Here is a 21,418-nt window from a genome sequence, read left to right as displayed (position 1 = left end):
GCTCACTCCCCCGAGATCTGAAGATTGGCCAGGTCCGCCAGCAGGCGGTCAGTGAGATCCTCGACGTCGACCGCGTGCGCATCCATGTCGTCTGCGGCCTGATCGAGTGCCGCCAGGTCTGCGTAGAACTCATCGACATCACCGAGGTTGTCTTCGACGACCGGCGCCTCCAGGAGCGCCATCACCAGGCCGGGCACCTGTTCGGCGAGAGGCTCGAGCGCGAGAGGCAGCACCTGATTGATGACCTGCTCGAGCGTCGCCTCCATCGCCATCGAGAAGAGCTTCTTGCGGGCGATGATCAGCACCGCAGCGCCGCCCGCTCCCAGCGGACCGGCCATCAGCAGCGGAACGAGTTGAATCACCGTCAACGTGATCTCGGCGATCACTTTGATCTTCAGTGCGAGCACGACGTCGGCTGCGATGTCGATTCCAGTGGACGCCGGACCGAGGATGTCGAGCAGCCGCTGCACGTTCTCAGAGCGGTTCCGATTCCACGCCGTGACGTGGCCGGTGCCGATCTTGCCTTTCATGGCAGCCGCGATGTCGCCGTTGATGCGTCGATCGGCGGCCTGGACGAGCGTCTCCATGTCGTCGCGGTAACCGCGCACGAAGGCAGCCGCCTTTCGCACCTCGTCCTCATCGATGTCGGGCCATTCCAGACCCAGCTTGTCCATGATCCAGATCAGATCGTTCGGCAGCATCATTCCCACGGCGACCACCTCCGCAACTGAAGCTATCGATCGCGAAGCCGAATGCGCGATGGGCAGATCAACCCATCAAGACCGATCAGTCCGTGCGCTCCGGCGTCGGATCTCCTCGTTCTCGCGCACGGAGTGTCAGCTCGCCCCGTAGACCCGGTCGGCCTCGGCGCGCTGCAGGGCGACAGTGGTGACCGTTTCCGGGTCCACGGGCTCGAAAGTGTCCACCAGCTCTCCGGCCCGCTCGGTCGCTATCCGATAGGCACGCAGGCCACCGCCCTGATCGCGCGCCATGCCGCTGGGCCACACATCGGCCTGCGCACCGGCAACGCCGATGCGCCACCCGAACGGTTCGAGCTCTTCTCGTATGATGCAGAGCGCTTCGAACGCGTCATCGGCTTGTGCTTCTGCCCTGCCGAAGGCGGCTGATTCGATCGACACCGTCCAGCTGCGGTAGTCGGCGGACTGCTGCCAAGTCACCGTCGCATCGCGCGCGATGCCGGCTCGGGAGACCTGAATCGTCTGCGGGCTCTGCGTCATTGGGCAGCGATGTCGGCCGGTTCAAGGATCGCCGATACCTCGTGACCGGGATTGAGCGCGATCCGCACGCCCTCCGGCAGCGCCGTGGCCAGCTCCGAGCCGAGGGTTCCGCGGTTCTCGGTATGTCCCGAAGCCGCCGCCTTGTCAGCGTCGGTGAACGCGTAGACGAGCTGGCCGCCGTCCTCAGCGGGAGCGAGGAAGAGCCCGCCTTCCGGCCTGCTGAAGACGAACACCTCAGCCGACGCGAACTCGCGCGCCATCTGCTCATCGGAGATGTATCCGGACAGGAGCAGCTGCAGCGCGCGCTCCAGTGGTGTCGTCGGACGCGTCCAGCCTCGAGCCTGCGGAGTGGGAAGGTAACGAGGATTGGGAGTGAACTCGGCGATCAACTCGCCCTTTTCATCGACCTGCCACGCCCCCACGATTCCCTGTGGCGGCACATCGGCCGATCCCTTGTATCCCTGATCGATGGCGTAGATCCACCCGCCGGGATTCGCCCGCGCCTCAGCACGAAGTGCGTCCGTGATAGGGGGAGCAACGGGAGACGTGCTCATGCGCCGGTCCTCCTTCTCCTGTTCAGGCTCCATCATCTTCCACCACTGTAGTTCGGATTAGAAATCCAATCCCCCAGGCTCTTATCCGGGAGCACGGGGTGCGCACCGACGATGTGCTCCGCGGGAATGCCACCTTGGAAGGCGATCTCATGTTCAGGATTCGGCTTGTGCGGGGCATACGGACCGTCAGGCATCGTGGCATCGACATCGATCCCGCCAGGCGCATCGACCGTGTAGCGGTAGTCCGCCGGCCAGTTCTGGTAGAGATTCTCGTCTCTGGACGTGCTGACGAAGTTAGCCGGCGCGTTGGTGTGCACGAAGTGACTGAGATCGTTGTTCGATGCATCCCTCACCTGGAAGCCTTCGTCGAAGATCACGCTCGATGGCCGGTTGTCCGATCGGTACAGCACCTCCGTGCTCGTCCGATCGATGCGCGTCGTGCTGTTGCCCGTCAGATCGGGGGCATCCGTCCCGTCGAGAAGCTTCACCTTCTGCTTGATCTCCTCAAGATGGTCGTCCATCTTGCGCGTGACCTCAGGAAGTCTGACATTGGCGTCCTTGCCGCCTTTGACCATTGCTTGCCACAGATCAGCGAACGCGCGTCCGATTGTGCCCATCAGGCGTCTCCTCCGAAATCAAGAGCCGAGAACTCCGTGAAGAACGTCGACGTCAGCGTTGAGATATCTTCACCGCGCAGCTTCATCTCGGACTGCGCATCCTCCAATGCCTGCAGGTCCGCGTAGAACTCATCCGAATCCCCCGCGGCACCCTCGACCATCGGCGCATTCAGCACCGCATCGATCACCGCAGGCAACTGCTCCGACATCGGCTCGATCGCCATCGGCAGAAGCTGCTCCAACAACTGCTCCACCGCGATGTCCACCGCCGCGTTCAGCAGCTTCTTCTTGATCAGCAGCATCGGTCCTGCACCCAACGCCGTGACCGGATTCGTCAACATCGCCACCAACGCGATCATCGTCGTCGTCACATCGAAGACCACCTTCATCTTCAACGCAAAGATCGCATCAGCGCCCACATCCATCGCCGTCGCGGCCGGCGGCATGATGTCGACCAGCTTCTGCAGATTCTGCGAACGATTCGTGTTCCACGCGCTCACCGTCGCAGGCCCCGTCTGCCCCCGCAACGCCACACCCAGATCACCGTTGATCTTGCGGTCGACCGACTGAATCACCGACTCCAGATCCGTTCCCAAGTTCCGCACCAGAACGGCACCCCTGCGGACCTCGTCCTCGTCGATATCCGGCCACTCGAAACCGAGCTTCTCCATCACCCAGACGAGCTCATTCGGCAACATCATTCCCACGGCACAACCTCCACAGATGACCTTACGGGTCGAGTCGTGCCGCGTGCGATGGGGAGAACAGCCCAGGACGCAGCGAGCACGATCCGATGGCTCACGGAACGACCGCCCACTGAGTGGCGCCCGAGGTCAGCATCGCCATGGTTCCATTGCGCGTCGCGACTCCTGTCGTACCGCGGTCGACGACCGTCAAGACGGGGTTCGCCGCGAGCGGCAGCGCCACCGCTGCCCGCACGATCGTGGCCTCGATCTGCGCTTGGATCTCCCGTGCCTCATAGACGTCGGTGGTCTGAGCGAGTTTAGCGATCAGGGCGTCGCGGTCGGGATCCGTCTGACCGGTGATCGGCTCTGCACCGCCGCTTCCCCATTGCGCGGCGATCTGCTCGGGCGTGCGGGGGATGGGCACCCGTGCGATCGCGGCGTCCCACCCGCGCTGTTCGAACGCAGCGCCGAAATCGTCTGAACCGCAGTCGACCACGTTCCAGCCGGCTTCGGCTGCGGCCTCCCGCATCGCGGCGAACGCGCCGACGGCGAACTCGCTGCCCCGGTCGTAGAGCACGCACACGCTCGTACCCGGGGCGAAACCGGCGTGCTCGCGCTCCAGATCCGGCTCGGTGTCGGTTGCTCCGAGCGTCTGCAGAAAGCCGGAGTCCTCATTCACGACGTCGTAGGCGCGCGACCCTGGAGCCGTGATCATGGACGTGGTCGGCGCGAAGGATGCCGCCCAAGCTCCCCCGCCCCGATCCGTCAGGTCCCGCTGCGGCACGGCGTGAATGAACGCGGTGCGTGCGGGAACGCCACTGAACACCCCGGCGGGTTTGAGCAGCATCGCCCAGACAGTGCCGTCGTTCGTGGTGTTGACCGTGAAGTCCTTGCGCTCGAGTTCACGCACCGCGTCATGATTCGCCGCCGTAGGAGACACCTGGACCACGTCCAGCTCGGCGCCGACGAGGCCGAGAGGATCATCGCCGGGCGGCACGAGCTCGACCCTGGCGACCTGCGGTGTGACCGGGCCACGATATGCCGGGTTCGGGACGAGCACCATGCCCTCTCCCTCACCGGAGCCGGCCGAATCGACGAGGAAGGGACCGCTCGAGAGCAGCAGCTCTCCTGCGGGCTCCGCGTCTTCGCCGAACTCGAACCCCTCGTTCCAGACCGCACCCATCTCTTCAATCGCCGCGTCATCCGATGTCCGGATCGCGGTGATGACTGCCTGCTTCGCCTCCATCGGATCGTCGATGCCGAAGGCGAGGGCGCCGAGGACATGCGCGGGAACCGGCACCGTCACCGCGCTCTGCCAGTCGTCGATCGGTTGCGCGAAGGTCACGTCCATCGAGCGCGCGAACTCGTCGACGACCGGGACCTTCGGCGCCACGGCATCCGTCTCGGAATCCTCGGCCTGCGGGAAGTAGCCCGCGGCACCTGCCCAGCCCAGCAGCAGGTCGGCGGCGTCGAGCGGGATCCCATCCGACCACGCGGGCTCGGTGACGTCGTACCGCACCGTGAAGGGATCGTCGCTGACGATCTCGACTGTGCCGAAGCCTTCGTCGGGAACGAAGTCGCCGTCGACCACGTCACCGAAGCGGCCCCTGGTCATCGCAGCGATGTCGATGTTGCCCGTGGTGGGAGAAGCCGCTGCGTTCGCGGATGTGAATTCTCCTGACCAGCCCACGACGACCGTCGTCCCCAGCACGACCGTTTCCGGCAGCGCAGGCGTGCACGCGGTCAGGCCGACTACGAGCGCGCCGGCTGTCAGAGCCGCGACGCGGCGCCTCCCCCTCATGCCGCCGTCACACGTAATCGGCGTCGTGGCCGCTCTCCTCGGCCATCGCACGGAACGGCTCGCTCTCTTCGCTCTCGAGCCACGCGCGCGCGTGCTCCAACAGCACGGCCGGCGAGTCCGCTGCTTCCTCAGCCGTGGCGAACGGACCGATGGTGTCCTCTGACGGCCGCTCGTCGGCCTGCACCACTGACTGGGTCGACAGGTTGTACCAGTAGCTCTGTGCTCCGCTCATGTTCCCGATTCTATTCGTCGTTTACCGCAGGGTCCGAAACAGCGAAGGCCGGGGGACCAGCCCCTCGGGACTGGCGCCACGGCCTTCGCTGCGGACGCTCAGAGCTGGTCGGTATCGCGGATCTTGTCAGCCATCTGGTCGAGCGCGGTCGCCATGTCGTTCACGGCCTCAGCCGCGTCGTCCAGCGAGCTCGTGAGGTCGTTGTACGACGAGGAGTACTGCTCCGACGCGTTCTCGGTCTTGAACCCGTCCTGGACCAGGTCATCGATGATGCCCTGGAGTTCCTTCAGAGTGTCAGTGACGGTCTGACGTCCGTCGCGCAGACGCTGAGCAGCGCCCTCCATCTCGCTATATGTTGCACCAAAGTCATGTGCCATGAGAACTGCCTCCCGCGTTCGTCTTCCGGCCCGTATGGCCTTCTTCAGGCCCCTGCGGCCTCGTGAATGAGACTAGTCAACGATTCCTCTCCCGCAAACGGGGAGCGGTACCCATGGCACCGCTGCCCATCGCGGGCGCCTCGGGAACGAGCGGCATCTGCATCGTGATCATGCGACCCGCCTGCACGAATATGCCGCGCCCGACCGGGAAGTCCGAGCGCTTGACGCGACCGAACGCCGTCTTGAAGATCGATTCCCCGTCGTACGTGTCCGGCTTGAGGACGATGCCCTGACGACCGGTCTTCCACTCGCCGAGCACGCCGATGCTGCCGCTGGCGCGACTGATCTCGGCCTCGCCGATCAGCATGTGGTCGCTGTTGTTCATCGCCTGCAGCAGTGTGCGCATCGGCCGGTCAGCCGGTCCATCCGCGAGGTGTGGCATGTCTTCGATGACGATCAGGATCCGGCCGTCAGCCGTGTCACCGGCGACCAGCTCGATCAGCTCGGTGGCCAGCTCCTTCTCATCCTCAGGTTTGATCGCGCTGCGCACCCACGGCCGGAAGTCCTTTAGCTGCGAACGCCGGCTGCCGAAGTGGTACATGCGAACGCTGGGATCGAAGCGCTCCATGGCCACCACCAGCGCCCTGAGCGCATTCGTCCGACCCGACGCTGGAGGACCGGAGATCACGAACGACCCGATCGGCTCGAAGCCGTGCGGGGCGAGCGAGTCGTCGGCCACACCGAACACCGGCATCCCGTCGACGGTCGCCGGCATCTCCGTGGCCGGCACCATGGTGGGCAGCGCGCCGATCTCGGGAAGGTCGCGCACACCCTCGGATCTCAGCTGAGCAGCCAGCGCACTGAGCGCCTTGGTCTGTTCCACGACGTTCGTCGTGCCGCCCAGCACTGCGATCTGCGTCTCGTGGCCGTCGATGATCGCCCGTCCTGGAGCAGACTGCTCGTCGAGGATGTCCCTCGGTGCGTTCAGCAGCATGTACTGGCTCGGGTCACCGAGGCGCAGCACGACTCGACGCGAGATGTTCGAGGCCACCGCACTGGGGACCGCGTTCCCGCGATCCGCCGTGATCACCGTGTGAATCCCGAGCGTGCGCCCCTCGCCGAGGATGCGCATGAAGGTGCGATAGAACGCGGCGCGCCCCGGCGCGTACTCCCAGTCCTTCTTGAACTCGGGGAAGTTGTCCATCAGCAGCAGGATGCGCGGCATGTTCGGATCCGCGATCTCCCGATACTCCTGGACGGTCGCCGCGCTGGCGGCTGAGAACGCGGCCGAGCGACGATCCATCTCGCGATCGAGCGTGCGGAACAGCCGTTGGATGCGCTCGGCGTCGGATCCGTCCACGACAGAGCCGACGTGCGGCAGGTCAGCCAGCGGCCCGAGTGCTCCGGAGGCGAAATCGAGGCAGTACACCTGCACGCGCCCTCGATCGGGTCGCATACCTGCCGAGGTCGCGATGGTCTTCAGCACCGTCGACTTGCCCGATCCTGACGTTCCGTACACGACCAGCGAACCGTCGCGGTCAGGTACGAACACCGCCGACTCCTGCTGCTGCTTCTCCGGCACGTCCATCAGAGCGATCGGAATGCGGATGTCGCCGTCGTTCGGCAGACCCTTCAGATCGACGACCGCCGCCAGATCGTCGAGCCATGGCCGACGAGGACGCTGCAGGGATGCCACCTCGCTCGCGCGGATGAGCGTCGACACGATGCGCTTCTGGTCGTTCGGGCCGAGGTCCTCCTCGTGCGTCTCCGCTTCTGCAGACCGCTCGGGCTCCCATTCCGCGCTGGACCCGAATCGCAGCTCCCTCACCCGCACATCGGCCACGGCTGCGTCGTCGTCGTTCGTCCAGCCTCCCGCATAGGCCGACTGGAACGGCACCAGCCTGCCCGGCCCGGTCTTCGCGATGGCGCGGCCGGGGATGGCCGCCGAGAACGTGGCCGCGATCGGGTCGTCGACCACGTCGCGCGAATCGGCTTCATCCGCCATGCGGAGCGCGATTCGCAGATTCGTGTTCGCGCGCAGGTTGTCCTTGATGACTCCGGCGGGGCGCTGGGTGGCCATGATCAGGTGGATGCCGAGGGATCGACCGCGCTGCGCGATGTCGACGACCCCGTCGACGAAGTCCGGCATCTCGGATGCCAGCGCGGCGAACTCGTCGATCACGAGCACGAGCGCCGGAGGGCACTCCGGATCCTGGCGCTTCTCGAGCTCGAGGAGGTCCTTCGCCTTCTTCCGGTTCAGCAGATGCTCACGGTGCTGCAGCTCGGCCCGCAGGCTGGTCAGCGCACGACGCACGAGATGAGGGCTGAGGTCGGTGACCAGTCCCACGCAGTGCGGCAGCTCGACGCAGTCCGCGAAGGCGGATCCGCCCTTGTAGTCGACGAAGAGGAACGTGACGCGGTCGGGGCTGTGCGCTGCGGCCATACCGAGCACCCATGCCTGGAGGAACTCGGATTTTCCGGCGCCGGTCGTTCCGCCGACCAGTGCGTGCGGACCGTGCGTGCGCAGGTCGAGCGCCATCGCATCGCTCGCGCCCTGCCCGATGATGGCACGCAGATTGCCCGCCTTCTTGAGCCTCGGTCTCGATGCCTGCGACCTGTCGACGATGGTGTTGTTCTGGCGCCAGCGCTCGATCACGATCTGAGGGTCTTCAGCGATCGCGGGGTCCACGAGCTGCAGGAACATCACGGCGCCCGGGATGTCGGAGGCATCGTGCACGGCAGTGCTGGCATCCAGCACCGGCGACATACGTCGCGCCAGCATGTGCATGTACGCGTTCGAGACGCCCTCGACCTGCACGTGCTCGAAGTTGTCACCGGTGCGCACGAGCCCGACCTGGGCGTCTTCGAGACCTGCCGTGACGTCGATGTAGCTGCGGCAGACCGCCGGGAGCGATTCGACCGTGGGTGAGACGAACACCGCGTGGACACCGTGGTCGGCGCCGCGGTCGAGCACGTCCGTGAGGCGCCCTCGGTCGATCGGGGCATCGCTGCTGACGAAGACGATGACCGATACCGGCGAGGTGTTCTTGTGGTCGGTCGCGGCCCGCGCGACATCCGTGCCGTAGAGCAGCGGATTCCAGTCGTCCTTGAACGGACCCCGCGGCTCGCCACTGTTGGCAACCCCCGCTGCCGCGCGCTGCACGTAATCCTCGAGAGTGCTCAGCAGTGCGGCGCCGGTGGGTGCGGAGTCGGCGAGCGCGACATCCCGGAACGGGCTCTTCTCACTCGACGTGTGCGGCATCCATTTGAGCCAGTCGAGCTCGGCCGTCCACGCGGAATCCGAGAATGCGACGGCGACGACGTCGTTCGGCGCGTGCAGCCCGAAAAGCTGCACGGCGATGCCGCGCATCGCGTCGGCGGCGGCGGCCTGGGGCCCGGCGATACCGATCGAACCGGCGTCCGCGAGCAGTTCGAACACCGGGACATCGTCGACGAACGCGTACCGCTCCTGAAGTCGCTCGACGCGCTCGATGAACTCCGGCAGGCCATCGGGTGTGTCCGTCTCGGCGATGGTGTTGCGTGCCGGCAGTCGACAAGTACCCAGTCGCAGACCGAGGAAGTTCCAGTGCTCCGGTCGTCTGGTCCACAGCATCGGGCCCAGTCTCATGGCATGGTCGAAGACCTCGGCGACGGGAGGCGCCTCGGCATTGCGCGCCTGCTCCTCTTCCGGTTTGCCGCGGAAGAAGTCCTCTTCGAGTTCCTCGTACTGCCTCTCGAAGAGCATGAACTCATGGTTCGTGCTCTTCTTGGCCTGCACGGACTGATTGATGATGTTCCCGAGTGCCATGAGCGGCGTCATCACGATCATGAGCAGTGAACGCGGATTGCCGTTCAGCATGTACAGCGCGACGCCCATCAGGATCGGGGTGATCAGGATCGGCCACGGGAACATCTTCCCGATCTTCTCGGTCGGCAGCCGCGGCGGCTTGAACCCCGTTCCCGGATAGCGCACCTCGACCCGGGGACTGCGGTTGAAGAGCAGTCCCCCGCCGCGCTCGATGATCGGCTCCTCGGCCGCAGTGCCGTCGAATGAGCGGGCGAGGCGCAGGACGAGCGTCGTCGCGCCGATGATGAAGGGCTCTCCCTCTTCGAGGCGGACCCTCTGCACGGCGACGCCGTCGACGAGCACGCCGTTGGCCGAGTTGAGGTCGGCGACCTCGATGTGCTGGCCGGCTTCGATCCTCGCGTGGCGTTTGGAGACCATGGGGTCGGCGAGCACGACGTCGCTGTCGCTGTCGCGCCCGATGACCACCTGGCCGGATGAGATGGGGAACTCCTGGCCTGCGAGCGGTCCTGCGACCGCGCGGAGCACGCCCACGACCTCGCGCTGGCCGGTGGAGACGTAGTCCGGGCCGTAGTTCAGGATGGATGCCGCGAAGCCGGAGCCGATCGCCGCCTCTCCGATCGGGATGTCGGGCTGCAGCGGGACGAGACGCTCGGCCGTCGGAGGGGCGACGGCCAGAGTGAGCACATCGCCGTCGGCGACAGGCACCGAGCGGGTGGGATCGGCTTCGGCGACGTGGCGCGCCACGTCGCCTGCAGTCGCGGTCGAATCCGTGGTGATCACGATGTCGACCGGATCCCCCGCCTGCCGATGCAGGGTCAGTTTGAGTCTCATTCGTCTCCCTCAGTCACGCCCGGACCACGACCGCGCTGCGGTCGCCGAGACGAATCGTGTCTCCGTCGACCGACACGACCGGCACACCCGCTTCGATCACATACTCGATACCCGCCCGCATCAAACCGGATCCGTTCGTCGAACCGCAGTCGGTGATCTCCAGCCCGCCGTCGACCGGACGCACGAGCAGGTGGGTCTTCGAGAGCGATTTGCTCTCATCGTCGAGCGGCACCGGCCGCGCGGTCGGAAAGACTGCGGGGTCCGGATTGCGCCCGAAAAGGAGCGGCTCGGTGACCGCGACGCTTGCACCGGTGTCCAGGCGCAGACCGAAGTGCCAGGCCGGGGCGGGCTGCAGCGGCGCGGGCTGCAGGACGGCGGGCTGCGGCGGGGTGTGCTGCGATGGAGCAACAGGTGCCGCCTCAAACGAGGGCTGTGCTGCTCCGACGGGAGGGACGCCTTGCGCGGGATCGACGGGTCGCTCGTCATCGGATTGCCGGTAGCCGCCGAGCACGGGCTTGCCGAGCTCCGCCGGTGCCGGCAGGGACGGCGGCGCCGTCTGCGGCAGCCCGATCTCGGGCCGGGCATCCGGAGTGTGCGGGCGGGCGATGCCGATGACACCCGCGCTGACCCGGTTGCCTGGACGGTACGCCGGCTGCTGTGAAGGATCGGTCGGCGTGGCCAGCGACGGCAGCACAGATCGCTCGCGCGCTGGCTCCGCCTTCACGAGCTTCCGCGCGACGCGCAAGCGCTTCTGGTCGTAGGGGTTCAGCCCCTGCCTCACATCGATGAGCCAGACGTGCGTCGCCTTGTCATGCAGTCCGCGTCCGCGGCGCTCGGAATCGAACGTCGGCGACAGCAGGAGGATCACCGGTCCGAGCAGCGGGATGATGTTCGATGCGCACACCAGCAGGTAGCGCAGCAGCACCCAGCCGATACCAGGACGCTCCAGCGTGCGCACGTTCACGGTGCGGATGCCGACGATCGTCTTGCCGAGAGTGCGTCCGCTTCTGCCGTGCAGCACCAGCTGCAGCACGCTGAGCACCAGTGTCAGGAACGTCGTGACGGCGGCCATGACCACGGCCAGCACGAACCCGGGATGGTTCATGAAACCGTACGGCGATATCGACCCGTCCGCGAGTTTGAGCAGCAGGGGGACGGCGCCGATCCACAGCGGCAGCTGGACGACCACCCAGATGGCCACATCGCAGACCACCGCGAGGGCACGGCGTCCGAGCGGGGCACGGAGCAGCCCGAGCGCCGCGGCGTACGCGGGATCCGGTCGGCCGTTCTCGTCCAGCCCCTCGATCGTCTCCTTCTCCTCGTCGACCTCCCAGATCAGGCCGTCGGGCGTCTCGCGCCGCCCCTCGATACCGGGCGTCATTGCACGCACTCCCTGACGGGCTCAGACGCACGCCCGTCACTGCGTCGCAGCATGACGTCCACGCACACCTGTCCGGATGCCGCGCCTTCGAAGGTCACGGTCGTCTCATCCGTGGTCTCCGGGGTTCCCGTCTCGGTGAGGTCAACCGTGTTCCACAGGTAGAGGTCGCCGTCTTCGGGTGCCGGGTTGGTCCAGCTGAAGGTGATCGTCGTGCCGGTTCGGGTACCGGCGAGCTCGTCCACACGCGGCACGGCATCGGACACCGGATCCTGTGGGACGACCTCGTCCTGGGTCGCGACTGGATCCGGCTCGCCCGCGCCGGAGAGCAGGCTGATGCCGACTATCGTGCCGGTGACGAGCACCACGGCGACGGCGACCAACGTGACCCACAGCCCCACGCGACGTCTGCCGCTCTGCGCTGGCGCCCCGACCGGCGCGGCGGGAGCGGGAGCTGCGGCCGGCGGCAGCTGAGGCGAGACGGTCCTGGGCGGCCGCATCACCGTAGGCTCATCGTCGACGGGCGCGGATGCCGGGCCCGCAGACGTCGGACGCATGACGGTGTCCTCGACGGAAGACGCGGAGGACGTCTGCTCCGCCGGTGCGAACTGCGGACCGGGAGTGGATGGCGCGGCCTGTTGCGCGCCGCCGAACGGACGAGTGGTCGCGGACGGCCGGGTGTTTCCGGCATCCGGTTCGATGCTGACGATGTCGCGCACCCGGGTCAGGCCGTCCGCCTCGTCCTCGAGGTCTTCCGCGACAGGGTGATCGTCGATGATGTCGATCGGAGTGACCGAGTGTGTGAGCTCGATCTGCACCTTCTGCAAGGCACGCGCGAACGCGACGGCGCTGGGGTAGCGCGCGTCGGGACTCTTCGACATGGCGCGCTCGATCACTCGCTGCAGGCTCACCGGTGAGTCAGGGCGGGCCAACGGCTGCAGTGGTGCGCGTTCGATGCGCTCGATCAGGTCGGCTCCGGAGTTGCGCTCACCGGGGCGCTCGAAAGGCGACCGTCCTGCGAGCAGCGTGTAGAGCGTGGCACCGAGCGCGAAGACATCAGAGCGGGGTCCGCTCTGCGGCGGATCGGCGAAGAACTCCGGGGGCGACCACGGGATCGACATGCCGGTCGCCTCGGTCACCGCTCCTGACGTCGATGCGATGCCGAAGTCTGTCAGCGCCGGCCGGTTGTATTCGGTGACCAGGATGTTCGCCGGCTTGATGTCGCGGTGCAGCACGCCGGCGCGATGCGCGGTCTCGACCGCTCCCGCGACCTGGATGCCGACGCGCAGCGCCTCCGCGACGGAGAAGGGCTCCTTGCGTGCGCGGACCTGGAGGTTTGGCCTCGGGCAGTACTCCATCACCAGATACGGCCGGCCATCGGCGGCCACGCCGGCGTGGTAGATCGTCACGATAGCCGGATGCGTCGACAGCATCGCCATCACGTTGGCCTCGTCGGTGAACTCCTGCGCGGCGCTGCTCGAAATCCTCTCCGCGAGCAGCACCTTCACGGCGACCTTGCGCCGTGGCATCTGCTGTTCGTAGATGAAGACGTCGGCGAAGCCGCCGGTGCCCAGCGGTGCGACGTAGGTGAAACCGGGAAGCTCCGGCGGCGGTGAGGGGGGTCTGCTCACGGAAGATCCTCGAAGGCGACGGTGACGCCGTCACCGAGGTCCACGACGTCTCCTGAGAGTACGAGCGTCTGCTCGCCTGGGTGAAGGCGCAGCGGATCGGCACCGGATCGGAGGAGCGTCGAACCGTTCGTGGTGTGCAGGTCGACCACGACGACTGTGTCGCCCTCCGGGCGGATCTCCAGGTGACTGCGGGAGATGTCCTGCTGAGGGCTCTCCACGGCGATCAGATGCGGCAGGTCAGCACCGCTCGCGCGAGTGGAACGTGGACGGCGTCCGATGATGACGGTTCGATCGAGTGTGACGACCTGCCCCGTCGAGACACGTACGCGTCCGACTCCTCCTGAGACCACCGGAAGCACAGTGGTCGGCGCATCCGGCTCTGCTGTCGGAACGTTCTGGCGGAGCGCTCGCGCCTCGGCTGCGGAGATCGTCGCGCCGTCGTGGTCGCCATCGGCCGCCCCGACTACGGGCGTGCCGGACGGAGCGGGAGGCGCCGGCGGAATCGTGGCCGGGCGCACGATCGCATTCGACGATGCGATCGTCGCGCCGAACAGCTGCTCGAACTCGTCGATGTCACTCGTCTCCGAGATGTCGGTCGGCACCAGCGTCGCGCCGTCGACGTCGTCCTCGACGGATTCCTCGGCGGCGTCGCCGGATCCCTCGGCGGGCACCTCGGGGATCTGTTCGGTCGCCGGTTCCGGTTCGGACTGCGCGGAGGGCTCGTCTGCAGCGGGAGCCTCCTCGGCCACGGGCTCCGGTGCGGGCGCCTCAGGCGTCGGTTCGTCGGCCGCCTCGGCAACGGGTATCACTGCGGGCAGCACGACATCGGGGGCCGCGACGTCAGGCGATGCCGTGTCAGACCCAGCCACATCAGGCCCTGCCGTGTCAGGCACTGCCGTGGCAGGCACTGCCACATCAGAGGGCTCGACATCGGCGCTGACGTTCGTGGCCCGCACGACGCCGCCCATGATCGGAAGGGGCTCGCTGCCCACGCCGTCGCCCGCGTCGATCGCGATGCGGCTCGTGTTCGCGACGAATCGCTCACTCCACGTCGTGACGTTGGTACCGGTGAAGCTCTCACTGCCCTCGGGCCCGGTGAGCTGAACGGTGACGTCGCCGCGCACGGCGATCCTCGCATCCGGTCCTTCCAGCACCACGGCCGCGAACGGCAGAATCGCCGCGAACGAGCCCGCGGCGTGCTCCGTCACAGCATCGATCACCGCGGCGAGGTCGCCGCCGCTTCGCTGCCGCTGCCACAGTGACGCGATGAGCTGCTCCGGTGCATCGGGAGAAAGGGCGATGAGCGCGCCCGGTGCCACCAGCACGTACCAGTCCCCGGGTCGGTAGGTCGTCTGCATCAGCTGATCCCTCCTGCGGCGGCCTCGCGGGGCCGGGTGTTCTCATCGAAGTCGTCGTCTGCCTGCATCGGCATGCCCGGTCGCGATGCGACGAAGACCGCGTCGACGACCACGACCGTGATGTTGTCCCTGCCGCCGGCGCCGACCGCCTCGCCGACAAGGGTGGCCGCAGCCGTCTGCGGGTCGGACTCGACGGTCAGGATCTCTTGGATCCGCGCGTCCGGCACCTCAGAGGAGAGCCCGTCCGAGCAGATCAGGATGCGATCGCCGAGCTCCGCGGGGAACATCCAGAAATCGGCATCGCCGGTGCTGCCCGCCCCGATGGCTCGGGTGATGATGTTGCGTCGGTGATCGGAGACGGCATCGGCGATGCTGAGCTCCCCTGATTCGACGAGCTCCTGGACGACGGAGTGGTCGACGCTGATCTGCTCGAGCTCGCCCCGCGACAGACGGTACGTGCGCGAGTCGCCGATGTTGAAGCTCAGCCAATAGCCCGTGCCGTCGACGTCCGCGAGGACGACACCGCTGAGCGTCGTGCCAGCGCGCCCCGTGGCCATGACCGAGAGCCCGTCGACGGCCAGACGCGAGCGGCTGAGCGCATCGAGCACATCGTCGAGCTCCAGGCTCTCCCTGCCGGTGAATCGGGCGAACTCCTCGACCACCGCAGCGCTTGCGCGCTCGCCGGCCTCGTGTCCCCCCATCCCGTCGGCGACGATGAAGATCGGTGCGCTCGCGAGCATCGCATCCTCGTTCAAGGTGCGCCGCACCCCGGTGTGCGTCGACGACCCTGCCGACACGATCAGTGGAGCGGTCATGCGTACCCTCCGATCGTGACGATCCGGTCACCGATCTCGATCGCATCGCCCAGGCGGATGCGGACCGCTTCTCCTGGCGTGCACGGGATGCGCTCACCGTCGCGCACGATGACAGTGCCGTTCGTGGAATGCCGGTCCTTGACCCAGCCGCCGGAGACTTCGGCCGCCGCTTCGAAGTGCGTCTTCGACAGCGACAACGTCTCGTCGCGCACGATCACGGCCACGGCGCCCTCTTCGGGTGCGGGGTTGCGTCCGAACAGGGTGCGCTGCGAGACAGTCACTCTGGTGCCGTCGTCCCAGGTGAACACGAGACGGTGGCCGGGGATGCTGATGCGGGTGTCCTCGATGTCGCCGAGATCGTCGGACGGAGCCTGAGCGGCGACCGCGGGCTGGGAGGGCGCCGCTACCGGCTGCGCAGTCGGCGGCTCGGTCGGCGGCGCGGTCGGCGGCGTGGTCGCTGCGACCGGCGATACCACCGGTGCGGCCGCCGGAGGTGCGGCCGGCGCCTCGGCGCTGCGCTCCGGCGGGCCGTCCTGCGTGATGCCGGGCACGAATGCGATCAACGAGTTCTCGCCGCTCGTCGGCGCCGGTGGCTGCGCGATCGTCGGCCGACCTGCCGGCTGCTGCGGGGGCGCCTGCGGGATGAGCGGCGCTGGCTGAGAGGCAGGCTGAGCAGCCTGAGCGGCAGGTGGCGCAGCCTGCGGAGGACGCGGTGCAGGAATCGTCTCGTCGAGCGCGGGTGCCCCCGGTGTCGGAGTCTGCCCGACGAGAGCCGCGTATGCGATCGACTCCGGCGAAGAGTGATTCGGCGCGGGCGTGAGACCCGGCACTGGGGGCACGCCGCCTGGCATCGAAGCGAGGGTGTGCGAGGGGTAGGTGGGCTCCGGAGTTCGGCCGGGCAGCGGTGGCACGGCGTTCGGCGCCACCGGCCGCGGAGGGATGTTCATCGCCTGCGTCGCGGGTGCAGCCGCCGGCGCGCCGACCGTGCGGGCATCCAGCATCAGCGAGCGTGCGACCTTGTCATGCCAGCCCTGAAAGCGCCCTGAGCCGTCGAACAGCGGTGTGAAGTAACCGACGACGATGGACGCTGCCAGACCGAAGATGACGTTGCGCAGCAGCGCCCGACCGAAGCCGAGTGGGGCTCCGTCGGCCTCCTGGACGAGACGCAGCCCCTGTGCACGCATCCCGATGGAGCCGCCTGCGGCCTGCATGAAGGTGTAGAAGACGAGCCAGCCGACCAGCACGAGCCAGACCACCGGGCCTCCGACAGCCAGCACCCCCAGCATCCCATCCGGTCCGGCGAGCACCGCGAAGATCACGAGAAGGATGCCGAGAACGATGCCGATGCCGGCCGCGATCGCGGCGTCGATGATGTATGCCACGGCACGCCGCGACGTCGGGGCGACCGTGCCGAACGCCAGTTGTGTCATGGGGTCTCACTCTCGGGTACGTCAGAAGTACTGTTCTTGATGGTGCCAGGTTCTCGGCGAACGCGCGCGGCAGCCGCCGTCTTGAGTCCCTGTAAGCCGGTCGACAGGGCGGAGCCGACCAGCAGCGAACGCAGGCTCAGCCGCGCCTTGGTCCGCTTCCAGAATCCCGCTTCGCTGCCGAGGCCGACCACGATCTCATCGACCTCCCGCCAGAACGCCTCGACGTCCTCGGCGCTCGGGTCGGTCGGGCCGAAGACCTCGGCATCCGCCCTGTCGGCGAGCGCCGTCACGGTCGGCACGGCGAGCGAGTCGGAGACGAGCACCGCCTCTTCGCCGCGTGTGGCTCCTGGCGCGAGTCGCGCTCCGTAGTCCACGGCACGGTCTGTGAGCTCATCCCATCCGCCGGCGATCCGATCCGCCGTCCGCTCAGCTGTCCGGCGCGACCGACGTCTCGACGCCTTCCACGCACCGATGATGATGAACGGTGAGGCGAGCAGGGCCAAGATGGCGAGCGTTATCCCGCCGATCACGAGGATCGCGAGGATGATGCCGGCGATGTTCAGCGACTCGTCCTCCGCCTCGCGGTCGTCAGGCAGCGTCGGGGGAAGGTCGACCGGCTCCTGCGGCGGGGGCGGTGGCTGCAGAACCTGCGGCTTCGGATCCGCCCGTGGCTTGGTGTTCTGGTCGTTCGGGACCTGGTCCTCGGGAGGCGTGGCGTCGAAGGGAACCCAGCCGAACCCGTCGAAGTTGACCTCGACCCAGGCGTGGATGTTGTCACCGGTCGCCGCGAAGGTCGCCTCGCCTGCGTGTTCCTCATCGGGGTAGAAGCCCATCACGACGCGTGCCGGAATGCCGAGCTCGCCGGCGAGCAGCGCCATCGTGACGGCGTACTGCTCGTCGTCGCCGATCATCTGATCACCGGCGATCAGAGTCGACACGCGTTCGGAGGTGTGACCGGATCGCGAGGTCACCTCGCCCTCGAGGCCGTGGCTGAAGAACCCGTCCTCGGACAGGAATGACGCCAGCGCCTGCACCTGCTCGATGGGCGCCTCCGCGTCCGACACGACCTCGGCTGCGAGGGCGGTGAACTCCTCTGGCACATTGTCGTTCTTCGGCAGCCGCACCCCGCCGAACTCCGCTTCTGCAAGCTGTTCGTCGCTGTACTCGGCGGGAAGTGTCGCCTCGACTGTGTAGCTGTCGCCCTTGCGGAGGCCGGGGGTGGTCACGGCGGTGGCTGATCCCGTGCTGTAGTACGTGCCGCGGCGCAGCGCGTCAGCGTCGTCGCCTGCGAACCGGAACTCGGAGACGAGACCTGCCTGCGGCACCCAGACGTCGGAGTACTCGTCGATGTCGAACCGCAGCGTCACCGGCACGCCCTCGGCGTCGGGAGACATGTTCGAGCGAATCGGCGTGAACGCGCTCGACGAGCCAGGACCGCCGTCGACGACGTTGATGACCTGTCCGTCGAACTCGTCCATGGCAGCGAGGCGGACGCGGGCGCCTTCCGGCAGTCCGCGCACGGTGAACAACGTGCTTTCGACATCGTCGCGCACGTGGCCGCGGAACGACTGCAGCGCGCTGGGGTAATCGCGAACATCGAACGGCGGGATGATCGTGTCGCGCAGCACATGCCGCACCTGGGTCGGCGCGGTGAACGCGCTGGTGGACACGCCGACGCCCGCCGCGACGGCCAGCACGACCGCACCGGAGAGCAGCCTCCGCATCCGCATGTGGTTCGCCCGTGCCGGGTCGACCTCACCCACCGACACCGCAGCGTTCTGCGGGGCCCAGATCTGGCGCACCGCCAGCCAGGAGATGCTCACCAAGGCGAAGACGGTGCCCTGGATGACAGGAGCGGCCGGCTGCGGCGTGCCGAGCGCGATGACGACCGCGAGCAGCAGCCCTGCCGGGATCAGCGCCCATGTCGGCTGCGCGAAGCGCAGGGCGAGGGATGCCGTGACCACCGCGGCGACCAGCATGAGCAGGAACGGCACGATGAGGAACCCATCCGCACCGGAGACCGGAGCGACGGTCGTGAGCAGCTGCTTCCACGATGTGACGACTCCGACGGCGAGCTGCTGCAGCGTGTCGATCGACGGGATGACGCCGACGATCGCGGTGTGCGGCAACGCGAGGGCACCTCCGAAGAGGAAGTACGCCAGCATCGTGAGCCCGGCGATGATGAGGATGCCCCACCGTCGCCACGCCGCGATCGCGGCGATCGCGATACCGAGCAGGGCACCGCCGATCGCCGCGCCGAGATAACCGGGTCCGGCGAAGCTCGGCCAGAAGCCCGCAGCAGAGACGCCCAGCAGTACGAGGACGGCCGCGATGTCGAGGATCCAGCGGCGAACGGGGATGGTCGACGATGCGGGGATGGTCGACGCGGCGGACGCGCTCATGCGAGGACCTTCTGAAGTGCCAGGGGAATCTGCTGCAGGGCGCCGACGCTGACGACATCGGCCTCACCGATGCGGCGAAGGGCGGGCGACTCGGCTGTGCTGTCGGCGACGACGACCATCACGCGAGCGCCGAACGGAAGCCGCGCGCAGGCGAGTCGCAGTTCTTCATTCGAGACCCTGGTGCCGCACACGAGCACGACGACGCTCGCCAGCGGCATCGTGGCGGCGATCACGCCGCTGAGGTCGGAGATGCCGCCGTCGCGCGGCTTGCTGGCCTCGACGGCGGCGAGGGAGTCGAGCAGCTGCTTGCCGGTGCCGGCTCGCAGTTCCCGGCCCTGCACTCGCACGTCGACACGCTGCGAATCACGGATCGCACGCAGACCGACGGAGCCCGCGACCGAGATCCCGAGCTCGAAGTCCTCGGAGGTCGCGTATTCGCCGCTCGAGCGGGAGAGTCCGATGACGAAGTGCGAACGTCGGGTCTCCTCGTACTGCCGCACCATCATCACGCCGGTGCGTGCGGTGGAGCGCCAGTGCACGTGACGCAGGTCGTCGCCCGGCTGGTACTCGTTGAGCGCGTGGAATGACACGTCGTCGCGCGAGAGGTCGGCGGCGGGAAGCCCTTCGAGATCGCGCAAGAACCCGAGCGACTGGCCGTCGAACAGCACCGTCTGCGGGTGCACGAAGAGATCGACGGGATCATCACGCCGGTGCGCACGCTCGAACAGGCCGAACGGGTCGCCGCGGACCACGCTGACCGGCCCCACCTTCACGACGCCACGGCGCTGGGTGGGGATGGCGAACAGCTCCTCCGCCTTGTCGCCCGGTCCCAGGCGTTGGATGCCGAACTCACCGCGCCCGGCGCCGACGGGCAGCACGACACGGGAGGGGAGGATGGCGCGGCTGCCGGGGTTCGACAGCGTGAGTGCGCCGACGGCGCGTTCACCGACGACGACCCGTGTGCGGGCGAGGTCGAGGGTGACGTCGTACTCGGTGCGTCCGATGAGGAACATGGCGCACAGCATCAGAGTGAGCGCGACGATGACCGCAGTGAGGGTCAGTTCGCTCCAACCGAGGCTCGCGCCGACGATCCAGAACACGACGGCCAGCGCCATGAGCACCCAGGCCATCGGCCGGATGACGCTCGCGATCTTCTGCAGACGTGCGCCGATGCGCGCACCGATGACCGCCGCGATGTCTCGCCATCCGGCGTCACGGTCGGTCGTGGGTGGCGCCGCCAGCGTCTCTGCGGTCATCAAGCCGCCGTTCGCGCCTGAGGTGCCGCCACCGTCTCGAGAACGCGGCCGAGAACGACATCCGCAGTGGTGCCGGCGAACTCGGCCTCGGCGTCGAGCAGCAGACGATGCTGCCATGCAGGAGCGACGAGCGTCTTGATGTCATCCGGCAGAACATAGTGACGGCCGTGGACCGCAGCCCACACCTTCGCGAGACGGATGATCGCGATCGCTCCGCGCACCGACACTCCGAGCCTGACACCGCTGTCGTTGCGTGTGGCCTCGGCGAGTTCGGCGACGTAGCGCAGCACGGCCGGCTCGACGTGGGCCGTGGCTGCGAGGTCTGCCATGTCGGCGACGGCACTCGTGGTGATCACTGCGGACAGGCTCGACGAAGGGTTGCGATCGGAGGCGCCCGCGAGGATGCTCTCGGTCACCGCGAGGTCGGGGTAGCCGATCGACGTCTTGATGAGGAAGCGGTCGAGCTGCGCCTCTGGCAGCTTGTACGTTCCGGCCTGCTCGATGGGGTTCTGCGTCGCGATCACGAGGAACGGGCGGCCGGCCTCGTGGGTGACGCCGTCGACCGTGACCTTCGACTCCTCCATGACCTCCAGCAGAGCCGACTGCGTCTTCGGGGAGGCGCGGTTGATCTCGTCCGCGAGCACGATCGACGAGAAGATCGGCCCCTTGTGGAACTCGAACTTGTGCGCCTGCTGATCGTAGATGGTGACACCCGTGACGTCGGAGGGCAGCAGGTCGGGTGTGAACTGGATCCGCGAGCTGGTGCCCTGCACCGTCGCGGCCAGCGCCTTCGCGAGACTCGTCTTTCCTGTACCGGGTGCATCCTCGAGGAGCACGTGGCCTTCGGCCAGCATGGATGCCAGAACCAGGCTGACGATCTCGCGCTTGCCCTGCACAGCCTTGTCGATGTTGTCGACCAGGCGTGTGAAGGTGCCCTTGAACCAGGCGGCCTGTTCGGGGGTCATGGTCATTTCAGTTCGTTCCTCTGTGTTCGCGAAAGTTCA

17 protein-coding genes are annotated in these 21,418 nt (G+C 67.5%); all 17 read right to left on the bottom strand.

Annotation, left to right across the window (positions count from 1 at the left end; genetic code table 11):
• Positions 1 to 2: 2 nt before the first annotated feature.
• The gene (locus HDC95_RS08820) at positions 3 to 704 is read right to left on the bottom strand and encodes a hypothetical protein (protein WP_259063159.1); all 702 of its coding nucleotides are present in this window, start codon (positions 702 to 704) and stop codon (positions 3 to 5) included.
• A gap of 132 nt (positions 705 to 836) precedes the next feature.
• Positions 837 to 1,238 (bottom strand): hypothetical protein, encoded by a 402-nt coding sequence (locus HDC95_RS08815; protein WP_259063034.1) that lies wholly within the window; start codon positions 1,236 to 1,238, stop codon positions 837 to 839.
• Positions 1,235 to 1,792, bottom strand: coding sequence for a type VII secretion system-associated protein (locus tag HDC95_RS08810; RefSeq protein ID WP_259063033.1), 558 nt, complete (start codon positions 1,790 to 1,792; stop codon positions 1,235 to 1,237). The genes HDC95_RS08815 and HDC95_RS08810 overlap by 4 nt, the downstream gene beginning before the upstream one ends.
• A 32-nt stretch (positions 1,793 to 1,824) precedes the next feature.
• Positions 1,825 to 2,409 (bottom strand): hypothetical protein, encoded by a 585-nt coding sequence (locus HDC95_RS08805; protein ID WP_259063032.1) that lies wholly within the window; start codon positions 2,407 to 2,409, stop codon positions 1,825 to 1,827.
• Entirely contained in the window at positions 2,409 to 3,110 is a 702-nt protein-coding gene (locus HDC95_RS08800; protein WP_259063031.1) for a hypothetical protein, read from the bottom strand. The genes HDC95_RS08805 and HDC95_RS08800 overlap by 1 nt, the downstream gene beginning before the upstream one ends.
• 97 nt (positions 3,111 to 3,207) lie before the next feature.
• The gene (locus tag HDC95_RS08795; protein WP_259063030.1) at positions 3,208 to 4,896 is read right to left on the bottom strand and encodes a hypothetical protein; all 1,689 of its coding nucleotides are present in this window, start codon (positions 4,894 to 4,896) and stop codon (positions 3,208 to 3,210) included.
• A gap of 7 nt (positions 4,897 to 4,903) precedes the next feature.
• Positions 4,904 to 5,128, bottom strand: coding sequence for a hypothetical protein (locus HDC95_RS08790; protein ID WP_259063029.1), 225 nt, complete (start codon positions 5,126 to 5,128; stop codon positions 4,904 to 4,906).
• Between the two features lie 98 nt (positions 5,129 to 5,226).
• Positions 5,227 to 5,505 (bottom strand): WXG100 family type VII secretion target, encoded by a 279-nt coding sequence (locus HDC95_RS08785; RefSeq protein ID WP_259063027.1) that lies wholly within the window; start codon positions 5,503 to 5,505, stop codon positions 5,227 to 5,229.
• A gap of 76 nt (positions 5,506 to 5,581) precedes the next feature.
• Positions 5,582 to 10,144 carry an FtsK/SpoIIIE domain-containing protein gene (locus HDC95_RS08780; protein WP_259063025.1) on the bottom strand — a complete coding sequence of 1,521 codons (4,563 nt, stop codon included), beginning with the start codon at positions 10,142 to 10,144 and terminating at the stop codon, positions 5,582 to 5,584.
• Positions 10,145 to 10,157: 13 nt separating this feature from the next.
• Positions 10,158 to 11,525, bottom strand: a complete 1,368-nt coding sequence (locus HDC95_RS08775) for an RDD family protein (RefSeq protein ID WP_259063024.1) — start codon at positions 11,523 to 11,525, stop codon at positions 10,158 to 10,160.
• On the bottom strand, positions 11,522 to 13,153 hold the full coding sequence (locus HDC95_RS08770; RefSeq protein WP_259063023.1) for a serine/threonine-protein kinase: 1,632 nt from the start codon (positions 13,151 to 13,153) through the stop codon (positions 11,522 to 11,524). Before HDC95_RS08770 ends, HDC95_RS08775 begins: the two co-directional genes overlap by 4 nt.
• Positions 13,150 to 14,511 (bottom strand): FHA domain-containing protein, encoded by a 1,362-nt coding sequence (locus HDC95_RS08765; RefSeq protein WP_259063022.1) that lies wholly within the window; start codon positions 14,509 to 14,511, stop codon positions 13,150 to 13,152. The genes HDC95_RS08770 and HDC95_RS08765 overlap by 4 nt, the downstream gene beginning before the upstream one ends.
• A complete protein-coding gene (locus HDC95_RS08760) occupies positions 14,511 to 15,326 on the bottom strand; it encodes a PP2C family serine/threonine-protein phosphatase (RefSeq protein WP_259063021.1) in 816 nt (271 codons plus the stop codon). Before HDC95_RS08760 ends, HDC95_RS08765 begins: the two co-directional genes overlap by 1 nt.
• Positions 15,323 to 16,756: an RDD family protein gene (locus HDC95_RS08755; protein ID WP_259063020.1), complete on the bottom strand. Its 1,434-nt coding sequence runs from the start codon at positions 16,754 to 16,756 to the stop codon at positions 15,323 to 15,325. Before HDC95_RS08755 ends, HDC95_RS08760 begins: the two co-directional genes overlap by 4 nt.
• Positions 16,753 to 19,158, bottom strand: a complete 2,406-nt coding sequence (locus HDC95_RS08750; protein ID WP_259063019.1) for a transglutaminase family protein — start codon at positions 19,156 to 19,158, stop codon at positions 16,753 to 16,755. The genes HDC95_RS08755 and HDC95_RS08750 overlap by 4 nt, the downstream gene beginning before the upstream one ends.
• On the bottom strand, positions 19,155 to 20,414 hold the full coding sequence (locus HDC95_RS08745; RefSeq protein ID WP_259063018.1) for a DUF58 domain-containing protein: 1,260 nt from the start codon (positions 20,412 to 20,414) through the stop codon (positions 19,155 to 19,157). Before HDC95_RS08745 ends, HDC95_RS08750 begins: the two co-directional genes overlap by 4 nt.
• Positions 20,414 to 21,385 carry a MoxR family ATPase gene (locus HDC95_RS08740; RefSeq protein ID WP_259063017.1) on the bottom strand — a complete coding sequence of 324 codons (972 nt, stop codon included), beginning with the start codon at positions 21,383 to 21,385 and terminating at the stop codon, positions 20,414 to 20,416. The genes HDC95_RS08745 and HDC95_RS08740 overlap by 1 nt, the downstream gene beginning before the upstream one ends.
• Between the last annotated feature and the right edge of the window lie 33 nt (positions 21,386 to 21,418).

It is taken from the genome of Microbacterium sp. AK031 (assembly GCF_024807145.1).
In the GTDB taxonomy this organism is placed as follows: Bacteria; Actinomycetota; Actinomycetes; order Actinomycetales; family Microbacteriaceae; genus Microbacterium.
The sequence above is the reverse complement of the archived record's forward strand: the minus strand, read 5'-3'. Positions and strand labels throughout refer to the sequence as shown.

Bases quoted from the DNA above. Each gene is read 5' to 3' on its own strand.
- HDC95_RS08820 (WP_259063159.1), bottom strand. From the start codon at position 704: ATGATGCTGCCGAACGATCTGATCTGGATCATGGACAAGCTGGGTCTG.
- HDC95_RS08815 (WP_259063034.1), bottom strand. From the start codon at position 1,238: ATGACGCAGAGCCCGCAGACGATTCAGGTCTCCCGAGCCGGCATCGCG.
- HDC95_RS08810 (WP_259063033.1), bottom strand. From the start codon at position 1,792: ATGAGCACGTCTCCCGTTGCTCCCCCTATCACGGACGCACTTCGTGCT.
- HDC95_RS08805 (WP_259063032.1), bottom strand. From the start codon at position 2,409: ATGGGCACAATCGGACGCGCGTTCGCTGATCTGTGGCAAGCAATGGTC.
- HDC95_RS08800 (WP_259063031.1), bottom strand. From the start codon at position 3,110: ATGATGTTGCCGAATGAGCTCGTCTGGGTGATGGAGAAGCTCGGTTTC.
- HDC95_RS08795 (WP_259063030.1), bottom strand. From the start codon at position 4,896: ATGAGGGGGAGGCGCCGCGTCGCGGCTCTGACAGCCGGCGCGCTCGTA.
- HDC95_RS08790 (WP_259063029.1), bottom strand. From the start codon at position 5,128: ATGAGCGGAGCACAGAGCTACTGGTACAACCTGTCGACCCAGTCAGTG.
- HDC95_RS08785 (WP_259063027.1), bottom strand. From the start codon at position 5,505: ATGGCACATGACTTTGGTGCAACATATAGCGAGATGGAGGGCGCTGCT.
- HDC95_RS08780 (WP_259063025.1), bottom strand. From the start codon at position 10,144: ATGAGACTCAAACTGACCCTGCATCGGCAGGCGGGGGATCCGGTCGAC.
- HDC95_RS08775 (WP_259063024.1), bottom strand. From the start codon at position 11,525: ATGACGCCCGGTATCGAGGGGCGGCGCGAGACGCCCGACGGCCTGATC.
- HDC95_RS08765 (WP_259063022.1), bottom strand. From the start codon at position 14,511: ATGCAGACGACCTACCGACCCGGGGACTGGTACGTGCTGGTGGCACCG.
- HDC95_RS08760 (WP_259063021.1), bottom strand. From the start codon at position 15,326: ATGACCGCTCCACTGATCGTGTCGGCAGGGTCGTCGACGCACACCGGG.
- HDC95_RS08755 (WP_259063020.1), bottom strand. From the start codon at position 16,756: ATGACACAACTGGCGTTCGGCACGGTCGCCCCGACGTCGCGGCGTGCC.
- HDC95_RS08750 (WP_259063019.1), bottom strand. From the start codon at position 19,158: ATGAGCGCGTCCGCCGCGTCGACCATCCCCGCATCGTCGACCATCCCC.
- HDC95_RS08745 (WP_259063018.1), bottom strand. From the start codon at position 20,414: ATGACCGCAGAGACGCTGGCGGCGCCACCCACGACCGACCGTGACGCC.
- HDC95_RS08740 (WP_259063017.1), bottom strand. From the start codon at position 21,385: ATGACCATGACCCCCGAACAGGCCGCCTGGTTCAAGGGCACCTTCACA.